Source organism: Thermomonospora sp. CIF 1 (assembly GCF_001896795.1).
GTDB lineage: Bacteria > Actinomycetota > Actinomycetes > Streptosporangiales > Streptosporangiaceae > Thermomonospora > Thermomonospora curvata.
Window position 1 is genome coordinate 298928 of sequence record NZ_MOYN02000007.1, and the last position, 16371, is coordinate 315298.

The following is a 16371-nucleotide window of genomic DNA, read 5'->3' on the forward strand; positions in this document are numbered from 1 at the left end:
CGCCGGTGGGGGACGCTCAGGCCCGGTCCTCGGGCGCCCGGTGGGCGGCGGCCCGGGACGCCTCGGTGGCCCCGGGAGGGGCGGCGGGCACGGCCCGGCCCTGGCCCTCCCTGAGTGCGCGGCGTTCGAGGGCGGCGGCGCGGGCGCGGTGCAGGCGGGGCAGGTACCAGTAGCCGAAGATCCCCGTGGCGACGCCGACCACGCACACCCAAAGCCACCAGCGGGCGTCCTCCGGCAAGTCCACGATCAGCAGCACCACCAGGGCGATCGCCCAGGCCACGGTGCCCACCGCCGCCACCAGCCGGTCGTCGGTCCGCAGCGGAGGGGGATCCGGACGCCGTGGACGTGTCATGAAGCTCAGGCTACGAGATGCGCGGTGGTCGTTTCCCGAGTGGGAGCATGGTTTGCGTCCCAGCAGACCACGGGTGAGCGGGGAGGGAAGCCGAAGTCACATTCCCGGCCGGCGCGCGGGCGGAATAGCCGGCCGCCCATAGTCGTTAGCCGAGGTAATGACTTCTGCTAATGAACATGAACACGCACCAGGACCCACAGCCCGTCGAGCCGCCTCCCGGACTGGCCGAGGAGCTGCGCATCTCCATCGCGCGCCTGTCGCGAAGACTGCGCTCGGTGAGCGCCACCGAAGGGACCGGCCCGCACGGCTCGCCCCGGCAGCCCCGGCTCACGATCTCCCAGCACGCCGCGCTGGCGGCGCTGGAGCGGCACCGGGCCATGACCCCGCGCGAGCTCGCCGACCACGAGAAGGTGCAGCCCCCTTCCATGACCCGGGTGATCGCCGCCCTGGAGGAGCAGGGGCTGGTGGAACGCAGCCCGCACCCGACCGACGGCCGCCAGGTGGTGCTGCGCGTGACCCAGCGGGGAGTGGACCTGCTGCGGGAGGAACGCCGCCGCAAGGAGGCCTGGCTGTCGCGGCGCCTGAGCGAACTGACCCCCCGGGAGCGGGAGATCCTGCGCCAGGCGGCGCCGATCCTGGACCGGCTCAGCAAGTCCTGACGCCCCCGGCCGGGCGCACCCGCCAGAAGATCCCCCCTGAACCGGACGAACCGGAACAGGACGGGGAGCGGGGCGGGATGTTCCGCTCGCTGCGCGTCCGCAACTACCGGCTGTTCGCCTCCGGACAGGTCGTCTCCAACACCGGCACCTGGATGCAGCGGGTCGCCCAGGACTGGCTGGTGCTGGAACTCACCCACGGCAGCGGCACCGCCCTGGGCATCACCACCGGCCTGCAGTTCTTGCCGCTGCTGCTGTTCGGGCTGTGGGGCGGGGTGCTGGCCGACCGCTACCCCAAGCGGCGCATCCTGCTGGCCACCCAGGCCGCCATGGGCCTGCTGGCGCTGGTGCTGGGGGTGCTGGCGCTCACCGGCACCGCCCAGGTGTGGCACGTGTACGCGCTGGCCTTCGGGCTGGGCATGGCCACCGTGATCGACAACCCGGCCCGCCAGTCGTTCGTGATCGAGATGGTGGGACGGCGGGACCTGCCCAACGCGATCGCCCTCAACAGCGCCACCTTCAACGGCGCCCGCGTGGTGGGCCCCGCGGCGGCCGGGGTGCTGATCGCCTGGATCGGCACCGGCCCGGTGTTCTTGCTCAACGCCCTGTCCTTCGGGGCGGTGATCTTCGGGCTGCTGGCGATGCGCACCGCCGAGCTGCACCCGGCCGAGCAGGTGCCGCGCGCCAAGGGCCAGCTGCGCGAGGGCCTGCGCTATGTGCGCGGGCGCCGGGACCTGCTGCTGGTGCTGGTGCTGATCGGGTTCGTGGCCACCTTCGGCATGAACTTCCAGGTCACCATGGCCCTGGTCACCCGCGAGGTGTTCGGCGTCGGCGCCTCCTCCTTCGGGCTGGCCTCGACGATGCTGGCGGTCGGCTCGGTCACCGGCGCGCTGCTGGCCGCCCGCCGCACCCGGCCCCGGATGCGGCTGCTGCTGTCGGCGGCGCTGCTGTTCGGGCTGCTGGAGATCGCCACCGGGCTGATGCCGACCTACTGGTCGTTCCTGATCCTGCTGGTGCCCACCGGCCTGGCCCTGATGACGGTCACCACCACCGCCAACGCCACCATGCAGCTGAACGTGGCGCCGGAGATGCGCGGCCGGGTGATGGGCCTGTACATGTTCGTCTTCCTGGGCACCAACCCGCTGGGCGCCCCGCTGATCGGGTGGCTGGCCGAGCACTTCGGCCCGCGCATGGGCATCGTCGCCGGCGGCGTCGTGGCGCTCCTGGCCGCCCTGGCGGTGACCGTCCTGGCCGTCCCGCGCGGCAGGCTCCGGGACGAGGTCAAAGCCGGCCTCGAGCGCTCCCTGTGGAGGAACCTCCGCAGGAGCACGGCCTGAAACCCGGGCGCCGGTCCCCGCCCGGTGGCCGCATCCGGCCGGGCGGTGCCTCGCTCGAAGGGGAACCGAAAGCCCAGACCTGCCGTTGACTGGAATAGACGCGGCCGAGCCGTTCGGCTTCCGCGCGAGCACGGCCCGCCCGCGGTGGTCCCATGCGGCGCGGCGTCCGGGCGAGCGGAGACGACCGGTTCGGGACGGTGAATCCGGATGGCGAAATCCGGATGACGAATCCGGGTGACAGCGACCGGCGCAGGCTGACAGGCTTGGACTGCCCTCCCCGTCCGGGGCGCCGGTCGGGACCGCGAGGGTGGGACCGGACGGCGGAGCAAGAAGCGAGGAGGCGACGGGCGTGACCGTCTCGATGGTGAAGGGCCAGCGGATCTCACTGGAGAAGCCCGGGGGCACACTGAGCATGGTCCGGATGGGCCTGGGCTGGGACGCGGTCAAAAAGCGGGGCTTCTTCGGCTCCCGCGAACGGGAGATCGACCTGGACGCCTCCTGCCTGCTGTTCGCCGACGGCCAGCTGGCGGACGTGGTCTACTTCGGCAAGCTCACCAGCAGCGACGGGTCGGTGCGGCACACCGGTGACAACCTCACCGGCGTCGGCGACGGCGACGACGAGTCGGTGATCGTGGACCTGACCAGGGTGCCGGTGCACGTGACCTCGCTGGTGTTCACCGTCAGCTCCTTCAACGGGCAGACCTTCAACGAGGTGGAGAACGCCTTCTGCCGGCTGGTGGACGAGACCACCGGCGCCGAGCTGGCCCGCTACACCCTCACCGGCGGCGGCGCCCACACCGGCATGGTGATGGCCAAGCTGTACCGGCACGGGGGCGGCTGGAAGATGAACGCCATCGGCGAGCCCGCCCAGGGCCGCACCTTCCAGGACATGCTCCCGGCCATCGCCGCCCACGCTTAAGACGCATGACGGAACTGCCGCGCGGGGCCAACGCACCCCTGCCCGCCCGCCGGGTCACCGCCACCGTCTCCTGCGCGGTGCCGGTCGACGTCAGCGCCCTGACCGTGGACGCCGACCTGCAGGCGCGCTCCGACGCCGACCTGGTGTTCTACAACGCCCCCGAGGGCGCCGGAGTGCGCTGGTCGCAGGTCGGCGGCGGGCAGCGCATCGAGCTGGACCTGGAGGCGGTGCCGGCCGACGCGCAGGCGGTCGTCATCGTGGTGAGCCTGACCGGCCGGACCTCCTTCGGCGCGGTGCCGCCGCCGCGGCTGCAGCTCACCGCCGCCGACGGCACCCCGCTGGCGGGCTTCACCGTCACGGACCTGGGCCCCGAGCGGGCCATCTTGGGCCTGGAGGTGTACCGGCGCGGCACCGGCTGGAAGGTGCGGGCGCTCGGGCAGGGGTACACCGGCGGCCTGGCCGAGCTGCTGACCGCCCACGGCATCGAGGTCGACGACCCCGGCGAGGACCAGCCGGCCGCCGCCCCGCCGCCCGAGCCGGCCATGGGCGTCCCGCCTCCCCGGCCCGCCGAGCCGGCGCCCCCCGCCGAGCCCGGCCCGCAGCCGGCGGCGGGGCCCTCCCGCTCGGAGGTGGGGTACGTCGAACGATGCTGGCTGGTGTGGGAGGACGCCAGCCGCTCCCTGGCCGCCTACCGGGCGGCCACCGAGCACGCCCTGCGGCTGCGCGACGACGAGCTCGCCGGACGGGCGCCCGCCGGGCGCCATCAGGAGCTGATGGCCGCCGCGGCCGACCGGCTGAGCGCCGACGCCGCCCAGCTGGCCGGGGAGCTGGCCGGGGTGGAACCCCACGTCGGCGCCGAGGCCGCGAGCTTCGCCGCGGCGACCTGGCTGACCTGGCAGCCCCGGTCGGACGTCGCCGAGGGCATCCTGCTCGGCACGCTGACCGCCGCCGAGCTGCCCGGCCTGCGCATCCCGCTGGTGCTGCGGATGCCCTGGCGGCGCGGGGTGTGGATCTCCCGCGGCGCGCTGCCCGGCGACTCGGCCGCCTACGCCTGGTCGCTGATCACCCGTTTCCTGGCCGCGGTCCCGCCCGGCCTGGTGGGCCTGGAGGTCATCGACGCCTCCGGGCTGTCGGGGGCGTCCTGGCTGAGCGGCTTCGACCCGCTCACCGTGCAGACCCTGCTCGGCGGCGGGGTGGCCACCGGCCCGGCCGCCGGCGAGCGGCTGCGCCGCCTGCTGGACCTGGTCGACCTGCGCGGGATCGGCGGCGACGCCGAACTGCCCCCTGGGCTGGCCCCCGGCCCCCCGGTGCGGCTGGTGGTGGTCATGGACGCCGGTGCCGCCCTGGACGGCGAGGACGCCCACCGCCTGATGCGCCTGGTCGAGGACGGCCCCCTGGTGGGCGTGCCGGTGCTGCTGGTGGAGACCGACACCCCCGCCGCCGAATCGGTGCGGGCGCTGCGCGTCCGCCAAAGCTGCAACAACCTGCCGTCGGCGGAGGGCGCCATCGCCGACTCGTGGGTGGGCGCCGACTGGACGCTGACCCCGGACGTGCTGCCCGACGCCGGGGACGGCACCCGCCCGCCCAGCCTGTTCGCCCACGTGCTCGGCGCGCACGCCCGGGCGATCGCCTCATACGGCTGACGACCCGGCAGGAGATCCGCCCATGAGACTGTTCGTGGCACTGATCCCGCCGTCGGCCGTCCTGGACGAGCTCGACCGGCTGCTGGTGCCCTACCGGGCGGACTGGCCGGACCTGAAGTGGGTCGCCCGCGACAAGATGCACATCACGCTGGCCTTCCTGGGGGAGACCGACGAGCGCGCCCTGGAACGCCTGCTGCCCCGCCTGGAGCGCGCCGCCGGCCGCCACCCCAGGATCGAGCTGTCCTTCGCCGGGGCCGGGGCGTTCCCCGGCGGCGGCGCCCACGCCCGCGTCCTGTGGACGGGCGTGTACGGCGACCGCGGCGTGCTGGCCCGGCTGGCCGCCTCGGTGAACGCCGCCGGACGCCGCGCCGGGATCGCGGTGGGCGAGCACAGGGCCTTCCGCCCCCACCTGACCTTGGCCCGCAGCCGCCGCCCCACCGACATGCGCCCGCTGATCGAAGGGCTGTCGGCCTATGCCGGGACGACCTGGACGGCCGACACCGTCCACCTGGTCCGCAGCCACCTGCCGGGCAAGGGCCGGCCCGGCCTCCGCTATGAGACCATCCGCGACTGGCCCCTGCGCTGAAGCCGGACGCCGCACGGCCGCCGCCTGCGGGCCGCTTTTTGTCACCCCCTCCTGCCAGGCTGGTGGATCTGTCGGCATCGCAGCCCGGGGGAGGATGACATGGCCACCTGGCAGGAGGTCACCGAATCGGCGCCCGAGTTCGCCCGGCGGGTGCGCGAACTGATGGACGCCCACAAGCACAAGACCATCGCCACGCTGCGCAGCGACGGCGCACCGCGCATCAGCGGCATCGAGGCCGACTTCGCCTGCGGCCAGCTGTGGTTCGGCTCCATGCCCGGCGCCCGCAAGGCCCGCGACCTGCAACGCGACCCCAGATTCGCGCTGCACAGCGCCTCGGTCGTCCCCAATGAGGACGACCCGTCCTCCTGGCCCGGCGACGCCAAGTTCTCCGGCCGCGCCATCGAGGTCACCGACCCCGGCGAACTGCGCGCCTACTTCCGGGAGCGGGGCCTGAACGCATCCGACTTCGGCGGCGCCCACTTCTTCAAGGCCGACATCACCGAGGTCGTCCTCACCCGCGTCAACGGCGACCACCTGGAGATCGACCTCTGGCGCCCCGCCGAGGGCCTGCGCCGCTTCGAACGCAAGTGACGCGAGCAAACCCCGCGTGTCCCGTCGCCTTGGGCCGCCGTACCGGTCCTGGGCATCGCCCCACCGAGCCTTTTCAACACGCCGTTCCCACAGGTCACATGTGGGGACGGCGCGGTTGAGACAGTGCCGTGCCCTGCAAGCCATGGCCTCGAAGACCGCCCGGCTTCTGTCTCGGCCCGCCAAGCGCGCGGCCCGGTGAATCTCCGCCGGGAAACCGGGCGGCCTCTCGCCGAGTGCCATAGGCGTACACCAGATGGTCAGGCACGCTCCTGCCCATCCGTCTCGGAGGCGCCCTCCTCGTCGGCGAGTTCGGCCAGCAGGTCCGCGCGAGTGACCCGTTCGGCACCGGGTGGCATTTCACCGCGGGCAAGGTGCTCGGAGGCTTCACGCATCCGCCGCTCGATCTCGGCGCGGCGCAGCCGTTGCAGCTCTTCGTAGGCGCTGTACGGCATGACCACAACGGGATCACCGCCATGGCGGGTGATCCGGGTGACGACACCGGCATGGGAGGCGGCCAAGCAGATTTTGCCAAGGCGGTTGCGCGCTTCGCGGAGTGGAACGGACTCCATGGGCAGCCCCTATCTCAATTGTGCACATTGTGTACACAATTTGTGAGATCCGTAGTGACGGGGCGGTCACAGCTCCGGGGGCGGCAGGGCCCGGCGGTCGGCGTCCGGGGGACCCCAGGGCAGGCCGTAGCGTTCGCAGGCGCGGCGCAGCTCGGCCAGGTCGGGCGGGAAGGAGAGGCGGCGCAGGACGCGGCCGGCGGGGCTCCAGACCACCAGGCGGGGGGCCTGGTCGGTGGAGTCGTCGATGCCGACGCCGCCCACGGTGCCGCGGGCCAGGTTCCAGGCGACCTTGCCGCGCCGGCTGACCACGGCGATGCCGGCGGGGGAGATGTGCAGCTGGTCGCGGTTGCGGTCATACAGCCAGTAGCCGACCAGGCCGGTCAGCAGCCCGGCGGGGACCGCCCACAGCAGGGTCTGCCGGGCGCCGCCCAGGGCGTCGCCCAGCCACAGGGCGCCCAGCACCGCGGCGGTCTCGCACATCACCATGCTCGCCAGGTAGGTGCTGATCCGGGAGCGCCGGGTGGCGTCCACCGTCACCACCGGGCCGTCCTCGGGCGGGGGCGCCGCGTCGGCCTCCGGCTCGGACAGGGCCGCCACGGCGCTGTGAAAGGCGGCCGACAGGTAGGCGTCGTACTCGGCGTCGGAGACCGGCAGGCCGGCTTTGCGGGCCTGCTCGCGCAGATCGGTGCGGGAGATCCGGAGCACCGCCAGCGGGGCGGCGAAGAACTCCTCGCCGTCGGAGCCGTGCAGCCGCAGCCAGGCCCGCCCGTCGATGGTCAGCAGCTCGATCCCGCCGATGCGGTCGGCCGGCATCCGCAGCACCACGTCCCCGGCCGCATCCGCCCAGCCCAGCCCGTCGTCGGTGACCACCAGCCGGCCCCCGGGCACCTGGGCGAAGACCTCCGGCAGCCCGTCCAGCCCGTAGACGGAGGGGCGGGGGGTGTTCGCCCCCGGCGTGATCACCCGCCAGCCGTGTTCGTGCAGCTCGTGGACCAGCTGGAACTCATCCAGCCCATCGGCCGGCAGCCGGGCCAGCAGCCCCATCCGGTGGTCGAAGGCCAGCACCGACAGCCGGCAGGGGCCGGGCCGGCCGCTGATCGGGTCCACCCGCACGCCGGGGCCGACCACCAGCGCGGCGGTGTCCCCGGCGTGCACCCGCAGCTCCCGGGACCGGCGCCGCCGGCCGCGCCCGCGGCGCACCACCAGCCGCCCGGTGGTGATCGTCCAGCGGACCGGCCGTTCGCGCAGCAGCCTGCGGTGCACCGCGTGCAGGGCCGCCTGGCCGACCAGCACCCACCCGGCGGCCGCCATCCGCGACAGCAGCGGGACGAGGTCGGGGAACTGCACCGCCATCCGGGCCACCATCAGCGCGCCGAGCAGGGCGACCAGCGCCCCCAGCGCCAAGACGCGCAGCCGCCCGGGGTTTTCGGCCGGGGCGCTCAGCCGGGCCGGCTCGCGGCGTTCGGCCGGCAGCGGGCGGGGCTCGTGCGCGGCGGCCAGCAGCTCGGCCTCCTGCGCCAGCAGCCGCGCCTCGGCGGTGTGGTCGGGCACCGGCCGTCCCGGAGGCGCCAGCCCGCCGTCCGACAGCCGCCCGACGTCGCCGTCCAGCACCCGCATCGGCAGCCCCAGCCGCCGCGCGGTCACATAGAACGCCAGCGGCTCAAAGCCCATCCACGACAGCTCACCCACCGGGGCGCGGCCGAACTTGTGGAAGACCGTCAGGTAGCCGTCCTCGGCGGTGAGCGCCAGCTCCTCGATGCGCTCGCGCGCATACCCGGTGATGACCCGCCCGTCCGGGCCGATCTGCTGCAGGCCGTCCGCCGACAGCCGCCAATAGGGGTGGGGGCGGCGCGGCCGCAGCACGCCGATCAGCCAGGGCATCGCCACGGCGACGGCGATCAGGGCCGCCCACAGCCAGGCGGGGCGGATCGGCAGCAGCGCCACCACCAAGGCCGCCAGTGTGAACGGCACGCCGCCGACCGGGCGCCGCCGTCCCGCGGCCCCCGTCCAGGACTGGCCGACGAGCTCTGGTTGCACAGTCCCCGATCCTGACATGTGTGACGCCGCTCCCGCCGCTGACTCGGTGGTCGAATACCTCACTGGCCCGCCGGTCAGGACCGCCGGCGCAGGATGCCGTAGCCGACCGCCAGCGCGATCCCGACCGCCAGGACCACGCCCACGTTGCGGTCGTCCGGCTCCCGCCGCTGCGACTCCCGCCGCCCGGACTCGGTGGGGGCGGGGGTGGGGTCGGGCCGGACCCGCTCGGGCAGCGGCACCCGCCATATCGGCTGGGCGACGCCCTCCGAACCGGCCAGCAGCGCCCGCCCGTCGGGCGTGTAGGTGATCGACTCGCCCTGCTCCTGGCGCGGCAGCCGGATGCTGCGCAGCGGTTTGATCTTCTCCTCGGCGTTCTCATCGAAGGAGTAGATACGGGCGGACGAGTAGGTGCGGATCACCAGCGACCGCCCGTCGGGCGCGAACGCCCCGTCGGTGGCCAGCAGCGGCGCCCTGCCGACCTTGCGCAGGATGTTGTAGCCGTCGGTGCGCAGCCGGGCCGGGGCCTCATACAGCCCGCCGGAGAGCTGCTTGCTGGCGATGTAGATCCGGTTGGTCCGCGGGTTGATCATGAAGGTCTCGGCGTTGCGCGGCCCGTCGGCGTACCGGAAGCGGAACGCGGTCGCCCGCAGCGTCTGGCTGCGCAGCTCGGACGGCTCGGGGATGCGGTAGACGGTGACGTGCGGCCAGATCCCGCCGTGGTTGTCGCCGATGTCGGCGACGAACAGCGCCGGCCGGCCCTGCTCGTCCTTCCCGATCGCCATGCCCTCCCAGTCGCGGGCACCGGCGCCCGCCAGCGTGAGCGTGGCCAGCGTCCGCCCGTCGGGGCCGATCGCGAAGATCTGGGGGGCGCCGCCGGAGTCGTTGTGGGTGTAGAGCACCCCCGGATGCCGTCTGCTGGCCGCCAGCCCGCTGGATTCGGAGATCCGCGGGTCGCGGATCGTCAGCAGGCGGGTGGCCTCCTCGTCCCGGGCACTTCCCTCGGCCGCTCCGGCCCAGGCGCACGCCAGCAGGCAGGCGAGCGGAATCGCCGCGGCCCGTATGCGCAAACTCGTCCTCCCGTTTCCCTCGGCATCGATCATCGCCGATCGCCGGCGGGAGGGCATCCTCCGCGGGGACGAGCCCGGCGCCGCCGCAAGGCCGGATGACCCTGGCCGGCACGCCTCCCCGGGAGCGCGGCGTCCGGAGGCCGGGGACCGCATCGCCCCGTCGGCTCCGTCCCGGCCCGCCAGGAGGTGACATGCCGGGAAGGGAACGAAAAGGCGGCGGGCGGCCCGGCCGGGCGGGTCAGCCGATCAGCGAACCGATGATCACGATGAGGACCAGCACGGTCAGGACGGTCGGCAGCAGCCATCGGGGCGAACGGTTCACTTTTGCAAGCCTATTTGCCCTCCGATGGTGCCGCGCCCCGGGGATCGGCGCCTCCGATGAACCGCGGGCGCCGCGGCGGCGTCTCAACTGGCATGTGCGGACTGTTCGGGCTGCTGCGCTCCCCTGCCGCGGCGCACCCTGAAAAGGCCTCCGACGCCTTCGTGGTGCTCGGCATGCTGGCCGAGGAACGGGGCGACGACTCCGCCGGAGTGGCGTTGTTCACCGGGCGGCCGGTGACCCGCGACGCCCCCGTGCCCCTGGAGGCCGGTGACATCAGCGTCGACGGCTGCCGGATCGTCAAGGGACGGGGCCGGTTCAGCCGGGTGTGGCGCCCGGACCTGCTGCTGCCGCTGCTGGACTGCGCCCCCGTGGCGATCGGCCACACCCGCCGGGCCACCCAGGGCGGACGGGAGCGGCTGGCCGACGCCGGCCCGCTGGCGGTGCCCGGCCCCGGCGCGGGGATCGTGGGCGCCCACAACGGGGACGTCGAGGCCGCCGCGCTGCGCGAGCGCTTCGCCCTGCCGCGGGGACGGGGCGGCAGCGACAGTGAGGCGATCTTGCAGGCGCTGGCCGGCCGGCGGGAGGTGGCCGCGGTCGTCGAGGTGCTGCAGGCGCTGGTCGGCCGGGCCGCGCTGGCGTGGGTGGACCGGGCCCGTCCCGACCGGGTGCACCTGGCCCGCGCCGCGCTGAGCCCGCTGGTGGTGGCGATCGACACCGAGCAGAACATGTACTGGGCCTCCAACCCCCGCTGGTTCCGCGAGGTGCGGCGGTGCACCAGCGTGGAGTTCGCCTCCGCGGTCATGCTGCGCGAGGGCACCTACCTGGAGATCTCGTGCACCCCCGTCCCGCACATCAGCGCCCGCGCCGAGTTCGTGCCCACCGCGCGGCCCTGCGACCTGGAGGAGGGGGTCTGGGAGGGGTTCACCGCGGCCGACCGCGACCGGGACCGCGCCGAGCTGCGGCACGCCGTGCGCAAAAGCGGCACCGGAGGCTTTCCCGCCCTGAGGTGACCTCCCCGTGGACCGGGGGCGGTACCGGACGGGCCGCCCCCACGGACGCCTGAGGGCCGCAGGATGCGGCCCCTGCGGCCCTCAGGTTCACCCGGGCGTCTTGCGCGCCTTGAGGACGCCTACAGGCGCTCGACCACGTAATCGATGCAGGCGGTCAGCGCCTCGACGTCGGCCGGGTCGACGGCCGGGAACATGCCGATGCGCAGCTGGTTGCGGCCCAGCTTGCGGTAGGGCTCGGTGTCGACGATGCCGTTGGCCCGCAGCGTCTTGGCCACCGCGGCGGCGTCCACGGAGTCGACGAAGTCGATGGTGCCCACCACCTGGGAGCGCTGCGCCGGGTCGGCCACGAACGGGGTGGCGTAAGAGGACTTCTCCGCCCACGTGTACAGCCGCTGCGCCGAGTCGGCGGTGCGCGCGGTGGTCCAGGCCAGGCCGCCCTGGGCGTTCATCCACTCGATCTGCTCGGCGAACAGCAGCAGCGTGGCCACCGCGGGCGTGTTGTAGGTCTGGTCCTTGGCGGAGTTGTCGATGACCGTCTTGAGGTTGAAGAACTCCGGGATGTAGCGGTCGGAGGAGGCGATCTGCTCGATCCGCTCCAGCGCGGCCGGGGAGACCAGCGCCACCCACAGCCCGCCGTCGGAGGCGAAGCACTTTTGCGGCGCGAAGTAGTAGACGTCGGCCTGGGTGATGTCCACCGGCAGGCCGCCGGCCCCGGAGGTGGCGTCCACCAGCACCAGCGAGTCCTCCCCGCCCACCCGCTGAATGGGCATCGCCACGCCGGTGGAGGTCTCGTTGTGGGTCAGCGCGTAGACGTCCACGCCGTCCTCGGCCCGCGGCAGCGGGTGGGAGCCGGGCTCGGCGGAGATCAGCGACGGCTCCTCCAGCCACGGGGCCGCCTTGGCGACCTTGGCGAACTTGCTGGAGAACTCCCCGAAGGTCAGGTGCTGGGACTTGCGGCGGATCAACCCGAAGGCGGCGGCGTCCCAGAAGGCGGTGGTGCCGCCGTTGCTGAGCAGCACCCGGTAGCCCTCCGGCAGGGAGAACAGCTCCGCCAGTCCCTCGCGGACCCGGCGCACCAGCGACTTGACCGGCGCCTGCCGGTGCGAGGTGCCCAGGTAGGCGGCACCCGACTCGGCGAGCGCGCGCAACTGCTCGGGACGGACCTTGGACGGGCCGCATCCGAAACGGCCGTCGGCTGGCTTGAGGTCTGCGGGGATGACGATTTCAGTCACGTGAACACCTTAGATGAGCTGGGAGATCGAACTCGCAGCCGTCCAGATCCTGAGATGAACCTCTCATCTGCGGCGCAGCGCGCGGATTCCCACCGCCAGCAGCCAGACCAGCCCGAGCGCCGCCGCGACGGCCACCGCGGCGTGCTCGCCCCACGGGTCGCCGGCGGAGACCGCCCGCCGCAGCGCCCGGACCGAGTCGTGCAGCAGCAGCGCCAGCGCCGCCGCCACGATCCAGCCGACCACCTTGCGCGAGACCGCGTCCCGGCGGCGCCGCCTGGCCCGGCGTTCGGCCTCCTGCCGCCGCAGCTCCTCCAGCACCGCCTGGGGGCGCGCTGCCTCCGGCTCGTCGAACTCCTCTAGCTCGTCGAAGTCGCCGGCGGAGCGCGGGGCCGGCTCCCGGCTCCCGGCGCGTTCACCGGGGGCGGCGAGGCCGTCGGCGTCGTGGGGGCGGGAGTGCGTCACACGCCCCATGATGACAAACCCGGCCCGATGGCCGTGAGGTCCTTTGGGACCGGCCGGACGGGAGGGGCAACCTGGCCGAAATCGGCTCCGTGGCCTGGATCACGTGATAAAAAACACGTGGAGAAAGAAGCGGCCCGCCGGAGCGCGCTCCGGCGGGCTCCTATGAGCCGAAGCTCACTGGGCTGGGCCGAAGGTCACTCGGCGTTGCGCTTGAGAGCGGCGTCGGCACCGGCGACCTCGGTGATGGGACGCGGGCCGGGCCCCACGTACCGGGCGCTGGGGCGGACCAGGCGGCCGGTGCGCTTTTGCTCCAGGACGTGCGCCGCCCACCCGGCGGTGCGGGCGCAGGTGAACATGGCGGGCATCATCGCGGGAGGAACCTCGGCGAAGTCCAAGATCACCGCGGCCCAGAACTCGACGTTGGTCTCGATGGCGCGGTCGGGACGGCGCTCGCGCAGGATCGACAGGGCTGCGTCCTCCAACGCCTTGGCCGCCTCGTAGCGGGGGGCACCCAGCTCCTTGGCGGTGCGGCGGAGCACCCGGGCGCGCGGGTCCTCGGCCCGGTAGACCCGGTGGCCGAAGCCCATCAGGCGCTCCCCGGCGTCCAGGATGTCGGTGACGACCTTGCGGGCGTCCCCGATCTGCTCCACCTTCTGGATCATCGGCAGCACCCGGGCGGGGGCGCCGCCGTGCAGCGGACCGGACATGGCGCCGATCGCTCCGGCGAAGCTGGCCGCCACGTCGGCGCCGGTGGAGGCGATGACGCGGGCGGTGAAGGTGGAGGCGTTCATGCCGTGCTCGGCGGCCGAGACCCAGTAGGCGTCGATGGCCTTGACGTGGCGGGGGTCGGGCTCACCGCGCCACTGGATCATGAAACGCTCGGTGATGTTGCGTCCCTCGTCGATGCGGCGCTGTGGGACCATGGGCAGGCCGGCGCCGCGGGCCGACTGGGCCGCGAACGACAGCACCAGCGCCGATACTCGGGCCAGGTCGGCACGGGCCTCCTCGTCGCTGATGTCCAGCAGCGGACGCATCCCGTAGGCGGTGGCCAGGGCCGGCAGCGCGCCCTGCACGTCCACGCGGACGTCGCCGGAGCGGTGCGGCAGGACGTGCGGCTCGGCCGGAGCCAGGCCCGGGTCGAAGCTGTTGTCCACCAGCAGGCCCCAGGCGTCGCCGAAGGAGACGCGGCCGACGAGATCTTCGATGTCGACGCCCCGGTACCGCAGGGCGCCGCCCTCCTTGTCCGGTTCGGCGATCTCGGTCTCGAAGGCCACGACCCCCTCAAGACCGGGTTTGAAGTCGGACATGTTCGTCCTGCCTTTCGTCCCCAAGAGTGATAAGGCGGTGAAGGTTCATTGAACCCTGTCGCTGTTACCGCTTAGTACCCAGGTCCCCACATGACGCATTCCGCCCAGGTGAGAGGCTCAGGCACTGTGCGACAACACCCTGATCCGGCCCGGCTCCGCAGCGCGTACGAAAGCGACGGGACGGTGCGCTCCTCCTTCCCGGACGACCTTCCCCGCGACCCGGTCGACCTGTTCGCCGCCTGGTTCACCGACGCGCTGGCGTCCGGACTGCCCGAACCCAACGCGATGGTGCTGGCCACCGCCTCGCCCGAGGGGGTGCCCAGCGCGCGGACCGTTCTCCTCAAAGGGTACGGAACCGATGGATTCAGGTTCTTCACCAACCACACTTCGCGAAAGGGGCGAGAGCTGGCGGCCAACCCGGTGGCCGCACTGGTGTTCCCCTGGCACGCCATCCACCGCCAGGTCCGGATCTGCGGGCCGGTGCGGCGGCTGCCGGAGGAGGAGTCGGCCGCCTACTTCCGCAGCCGGCCCCACGGCTCGCAGATCGGCGCCTGGGCCAGCCGCCAGTCCTCGGTGATCGGCTCGCGGGAGGAACTGGACGCCCGGTACGCCGAGCTGGCCGCGCGCTGGCCGGACCCCGATGAGGTGCCGGGCGCCCCAAAGGTGCCGGTGCCGCCCTTCTGGGGCGGCTACCTGGTGGTCCCCCAGGAGATCGAGTTCTGGCAGGGCCGGCCCAACCGCATGCACGACCGCATCCGCTACCGCCGCGTGCCGCCCCTTGGGACCGGCGATGCGGAGGGGACCGCCGAAGCGCGCGAGTGGGTCATCGAGAGACTGTGCCCGTGACAACGGAACAGCACTCCAAACCCTCCGAGACGGCCGCATCCTCCCGGCGGCGGCTGACGATCGACACCCGGCCGCTGGCGCATCCGGCCTTCCGCCGGCTGTGGCTCGGCCAGAGCGTGTCCTTCCTGGGCTTTCAGGTGACCGCCGTGGCGGTGCCGGTGCAGGTCTACGACATGACCCGCGCCTCGCTGTGGGTGGGGGTGCTCGGCCTGGTCAACCTGGTGCCGCTGATCGCCTTCGGCCTGTGGGGCGGCGCCGTGGCCGACCACATGGACCGGCGCAGGCTGCTGTTCCTGGCCTCCTGCGTGATGTGGGTCTCCACCCTGCTGCTGCTGGTGCAGGCGCTGCTGGAGCTGGACAGCCTGGCGCTGATCATGGCCCTGGTGGCGGTGCAGGCCTCCGGGTTCGCGGTGGCCTCGCCCACCCGCGGCGCGATCATCCCCCGCCTGCTGGAGAAACGGCTGGTGCCCGCCGCCAACACCCTCAACTTCACCGCCAGCCAGGTGGGGATGATGGCCGGGCCGCTGCTGGCCGGGTTCGTGCTGGCCCGCTGGGACTACGCCGTCGCCTACGCCCTGGACGCGGTGCTGTTCACCGCCGTGCTGTATGCGGCGCTGCGGCTGCCGCCCATCCCGCCGCTGGGCGAGCGCACCGGCAGCCCCGGCCTGCGCTCGGTGGCCGAGGGCCTGCGGTACCTGGCCACCCAGCCGGTGCTGCTGATGTCGTTCGTGGTGGACATCATCGCGATGAGCATCGCCATGCCCCGGGCGCTGTTCCCCGAGCTGGCCGAGACCCGCTTCGGCGGCGAGGAGGCGGTGGGCTGGCTGTTCGGCGCCATCTCCATCGGCGCGGTGCTGGGCGGGCTGCTGTCGGGGTGGATGGAGCGCGTCCACCGCCAGGGCGTGGCGCTGGTGGTCTCGATCGCGGTGTGGGGCCTGGCGGTGGCCGCCGCCGGGCTGGCCCACAGCCTGTGGCCGGCGGTGGTGCTGCTGGCCGTCGGCGGGGCCGCCGACCTGGTGTCGGCGGTGTTCCGGCAGACGATCCTGCAGACCTACGCCCCCGACGAGATGCGCGGGCGCATGCAGGGCGTCTTCGTCGTCGTGGTCGCCGGCGGGCCCCGCCTCGGCGACCTGCGCGCCGGGGCCACCGCGGCGGTCACCGGGGCCACCGCCTCCTGGGTGGGCGGGGGCCTGGCCTGCGCGGTCTTGGTGGTGGTTGTGTCGCTGTGCGTGCCGGCCTTCCTGCGCTACGACACCCGCCGCCAGGGGCCGGTGCCCGAGCACCTGCCAAAGCCCCAGGACGTTCCGGAGCCCAAGACGGACGAGTGATCCGGCGGGCCGGGCCGCCCGCCGTCGTGGCGCGCGGGTGGGGGCCACCGTCATGGGAAGGTCCGAGGCTCATCATGCGTTGTCGTTATCCCGTGCGGCATTCGTTA

At 73.5% G+C, this 16371-nt stretch carries 16 protein-coding genes; 9 read left to right on the top strand and 7 right to left on the bottom strand.

Annotation, left to right across the window (positions count from 1 at the left end; translation table 11 throughout):
- Window positions 1-16: 16 nt before the first annotated feature.
- Window positions 17-352 (bottom strand): DUF2530 domain-containing protein, encoded by a 336-nt coding sequence (locus BUE48_RS04075; RefSeq protein ID WP_286988900.1) that lies wholly within the window; start codon window positions 350-352, stop codon window positions 17-19.
- A 170-nt stretch (window positions 353-522) separates the two neighbouring features.
- Between BUE48_RS04075 and BUE48_RS04080 the strand changes: the two genes are divergently transcribed.
- The 6 genes from BUE48_RS04080 (at window position 523) to BUE48_RS04105 (ending at window position 6084) form a co-directional block, all read left to right on the top strand.
- Window positions 523-1011 (top strand): MarR family winged helix-turn-helix transcriptional regulator, encoded by a 489-nt coding sequence (locus BUE48_RS04080; RefSeq protein ID WP_012851196.1) that lies wholly within the window; start codon window positions 523-525, stop codon window positions 1009-1011.
- 77 nt (window positions 1012-1088) lie between these two features.
- Window positions 1089-2345 (top strand): MFS transporter, encoded by a 1257-nt coding sequence (locus tag BUE48_RS04085; protein WP_012851197.1) that lies wholly within the window; start codon window positions 1089-1091, stop codon window positions 2343-2345.
- Window positions 2346-2694: 349 nt separating this feature from the next.
- A complete protein-coding gene (locus BUE48_RS04090) occupies window positions 2695-3264 on the top strand; it encodes a TerD family protein (RefSeq protein WP_012851198.1) in 570 nt (189 codons plus the stop codon).
- Window positions 3265-3269: 5 nt separating this feature from the next.
- Complete coding sequence (locus BUE48_RS04095) at window positions 3270-4907, top strand: TerD family protein (protein WP_286988904.1); 1638 nt, start codon at window positions 3270-3272, stop codon at window positions 4905-4907.
- A gap of 22 nt (window positions 4908-4929) precedes the next feature.
- Window positions 4930-5493, top strand: coding sequence for an RNA 2',3'-cyclic phosphodiesterase (gene thpR, locus BUE48_RS04100; RefSeq protein WP_286988906.1), 564 nt, complete (start codon window positions 4930-4932; stop codon window positions 5491-5493).
- Between the two features lie 99 nt (window positions 5494-5592).
- Complete coding sequence (locus BUE48_RS04105) at window positions 5593-6084, top strand: pyridoxamine 5'-phosphate oxidase family protein (protein ID WP_012851201.1); 492 nt, start codon at window positions 5593-5595, stop codon at window positions 6082-6084.
- A 257-nt stretch (window positions 6085-6341) separates the two neighbouring features.
- On the opposite strand, the gene BUE48_RS04110 is transcribed toward BUE48_RS04105, so the two are convergent.
- The 3 genes from BUE48_RS04110 to BUE48_RS04120 form a co-directional block, all read right to left on the bottom strand.
- Window positions 6342-6653, bottom strand: a complete 312-nt coding sequence (locus tag BUE48_RS04110) for a type II toxin-antitoxin system Phd/YefM family antitoxin (RefSeq protein ID WP_286988908.1) — start codon at window positions 6651-6653, stop codon at window positions 6342-6344.
- Between the two features lie 66 nt (window positions 6654-6719).
- The gene (locus tag BUE48_RS04115; protein WP_286988909.1) at window positions 6720-8690 is read right to left on the bottom strand and encodes a hypothetical protein; all 1971 of its coding nucleotides are present in this window, start codon (window positions 8688-8690) and stop codon (window positions 6720-6722) included.
- A 74-nt stretch (window positions 8691-8764) separates the two neighbouring features.
- Window positions 8765-9757 (bottom strand): esterase-like activity of phytase family protein, encoded by a 993-nt coding sequence (locus BUE48_RS04120; protein WP_012851204.1) that lies wholly within the window; start codon window positions 9755-9757, stop codon window positions 8765-8767.
- A gap of 414 nt (window positions 9758-10171) precedes the next feature.
- Between BUE48_RS04120 and BUE48_RS04125 the strand changes: the two genes are divergently transcribed.
- A complete protein-coding gene (locus BUE48_RS04125) occupies window positions 10172-11089 on the top strand; it encodes a hypothetical protein (RefSeq protein ID WP_286988912.1) in 918 nt (305 codons plus the stop codon).
- 119 nt (window positions 11090-11208) lie between these two features.
- On the opposite strand, the gene serC is transcribed toward BUE48_RS04125, so the two are convergent.
- The 3 genes from serC to BUE48_RS04140 all read right to left on the bottom strand — a co-directional run bounded on the left by serC (window position 11209) and on the right by BUE48_RS04140 (window position 14090).
- Window positions 11209-12321 carry a phosphoserine transaminase gene (gene serC / locus BUE48_RS04130; protein WP_012851206.1) on the bottom strand — a complete coding sequence of 371 codons (1113 nt, stop codon included), beginning with the start codon at window positions 12319-12321 and terminating at the stop codon, window positions 11209-11211.
- 63 nt (window positions 12322-12384) lie between these two features.
- A complete protein-coding gene (locus BUE48_RS04135) occupies window positions 12385-12783 on the bottom strand; it encodes a hypothetical protein (protein ID WP_286988914.1) in 399 nt (132 codons plus the stop codon).
- A 194-nt stretch (window positions 12784-12977) separates the two neighbouring features.
- Window positions 12978-14090: a citrate synthase 2 gene (locus BUE48_RS04140; RefSeq protein ID WP_286988915.1), complete on the bottom strand. Its 1113-nt coding sequence runs from the start codon at window positions 14088-14090 to the stop codon at window positions 12978-12980.
- A gap of 90 nt (window positions 14091-14180) precedes the next feature.
- Here BUE48_RS04140 and pdxH point away from each other — a divergent pair, with 90 nt between their 5' ends.
- The gene (gene pdxH / locus BUE48_RS04145; protein ID WP_502694591.1) at window positions 14181-14936 is read left to right on the top strand and encodes a pyridoxamine 5'-phosphate oxidase; all 756 of its coding nucleotides are present in this window, start codon (window positions 14181-14183) and stop codon (window positions 14934-14936) included.
- Window positions 14933-16264: an MFS transporter gene (locus BUE48_RS04150; RefSeq protein WP_286988918.1), complete on the top strand. Its 1332-nt coding sequence runs from the start codon at window positions 14933-14935 to the stop codon at window positions 16262-16264. The genes pdxH and BUE48_RS04150 overlap by 4 nt, the downstream gene beginning before the upstream one ends.
- Window positions 16265-16371: the final 107 nt, after the last annotated feature.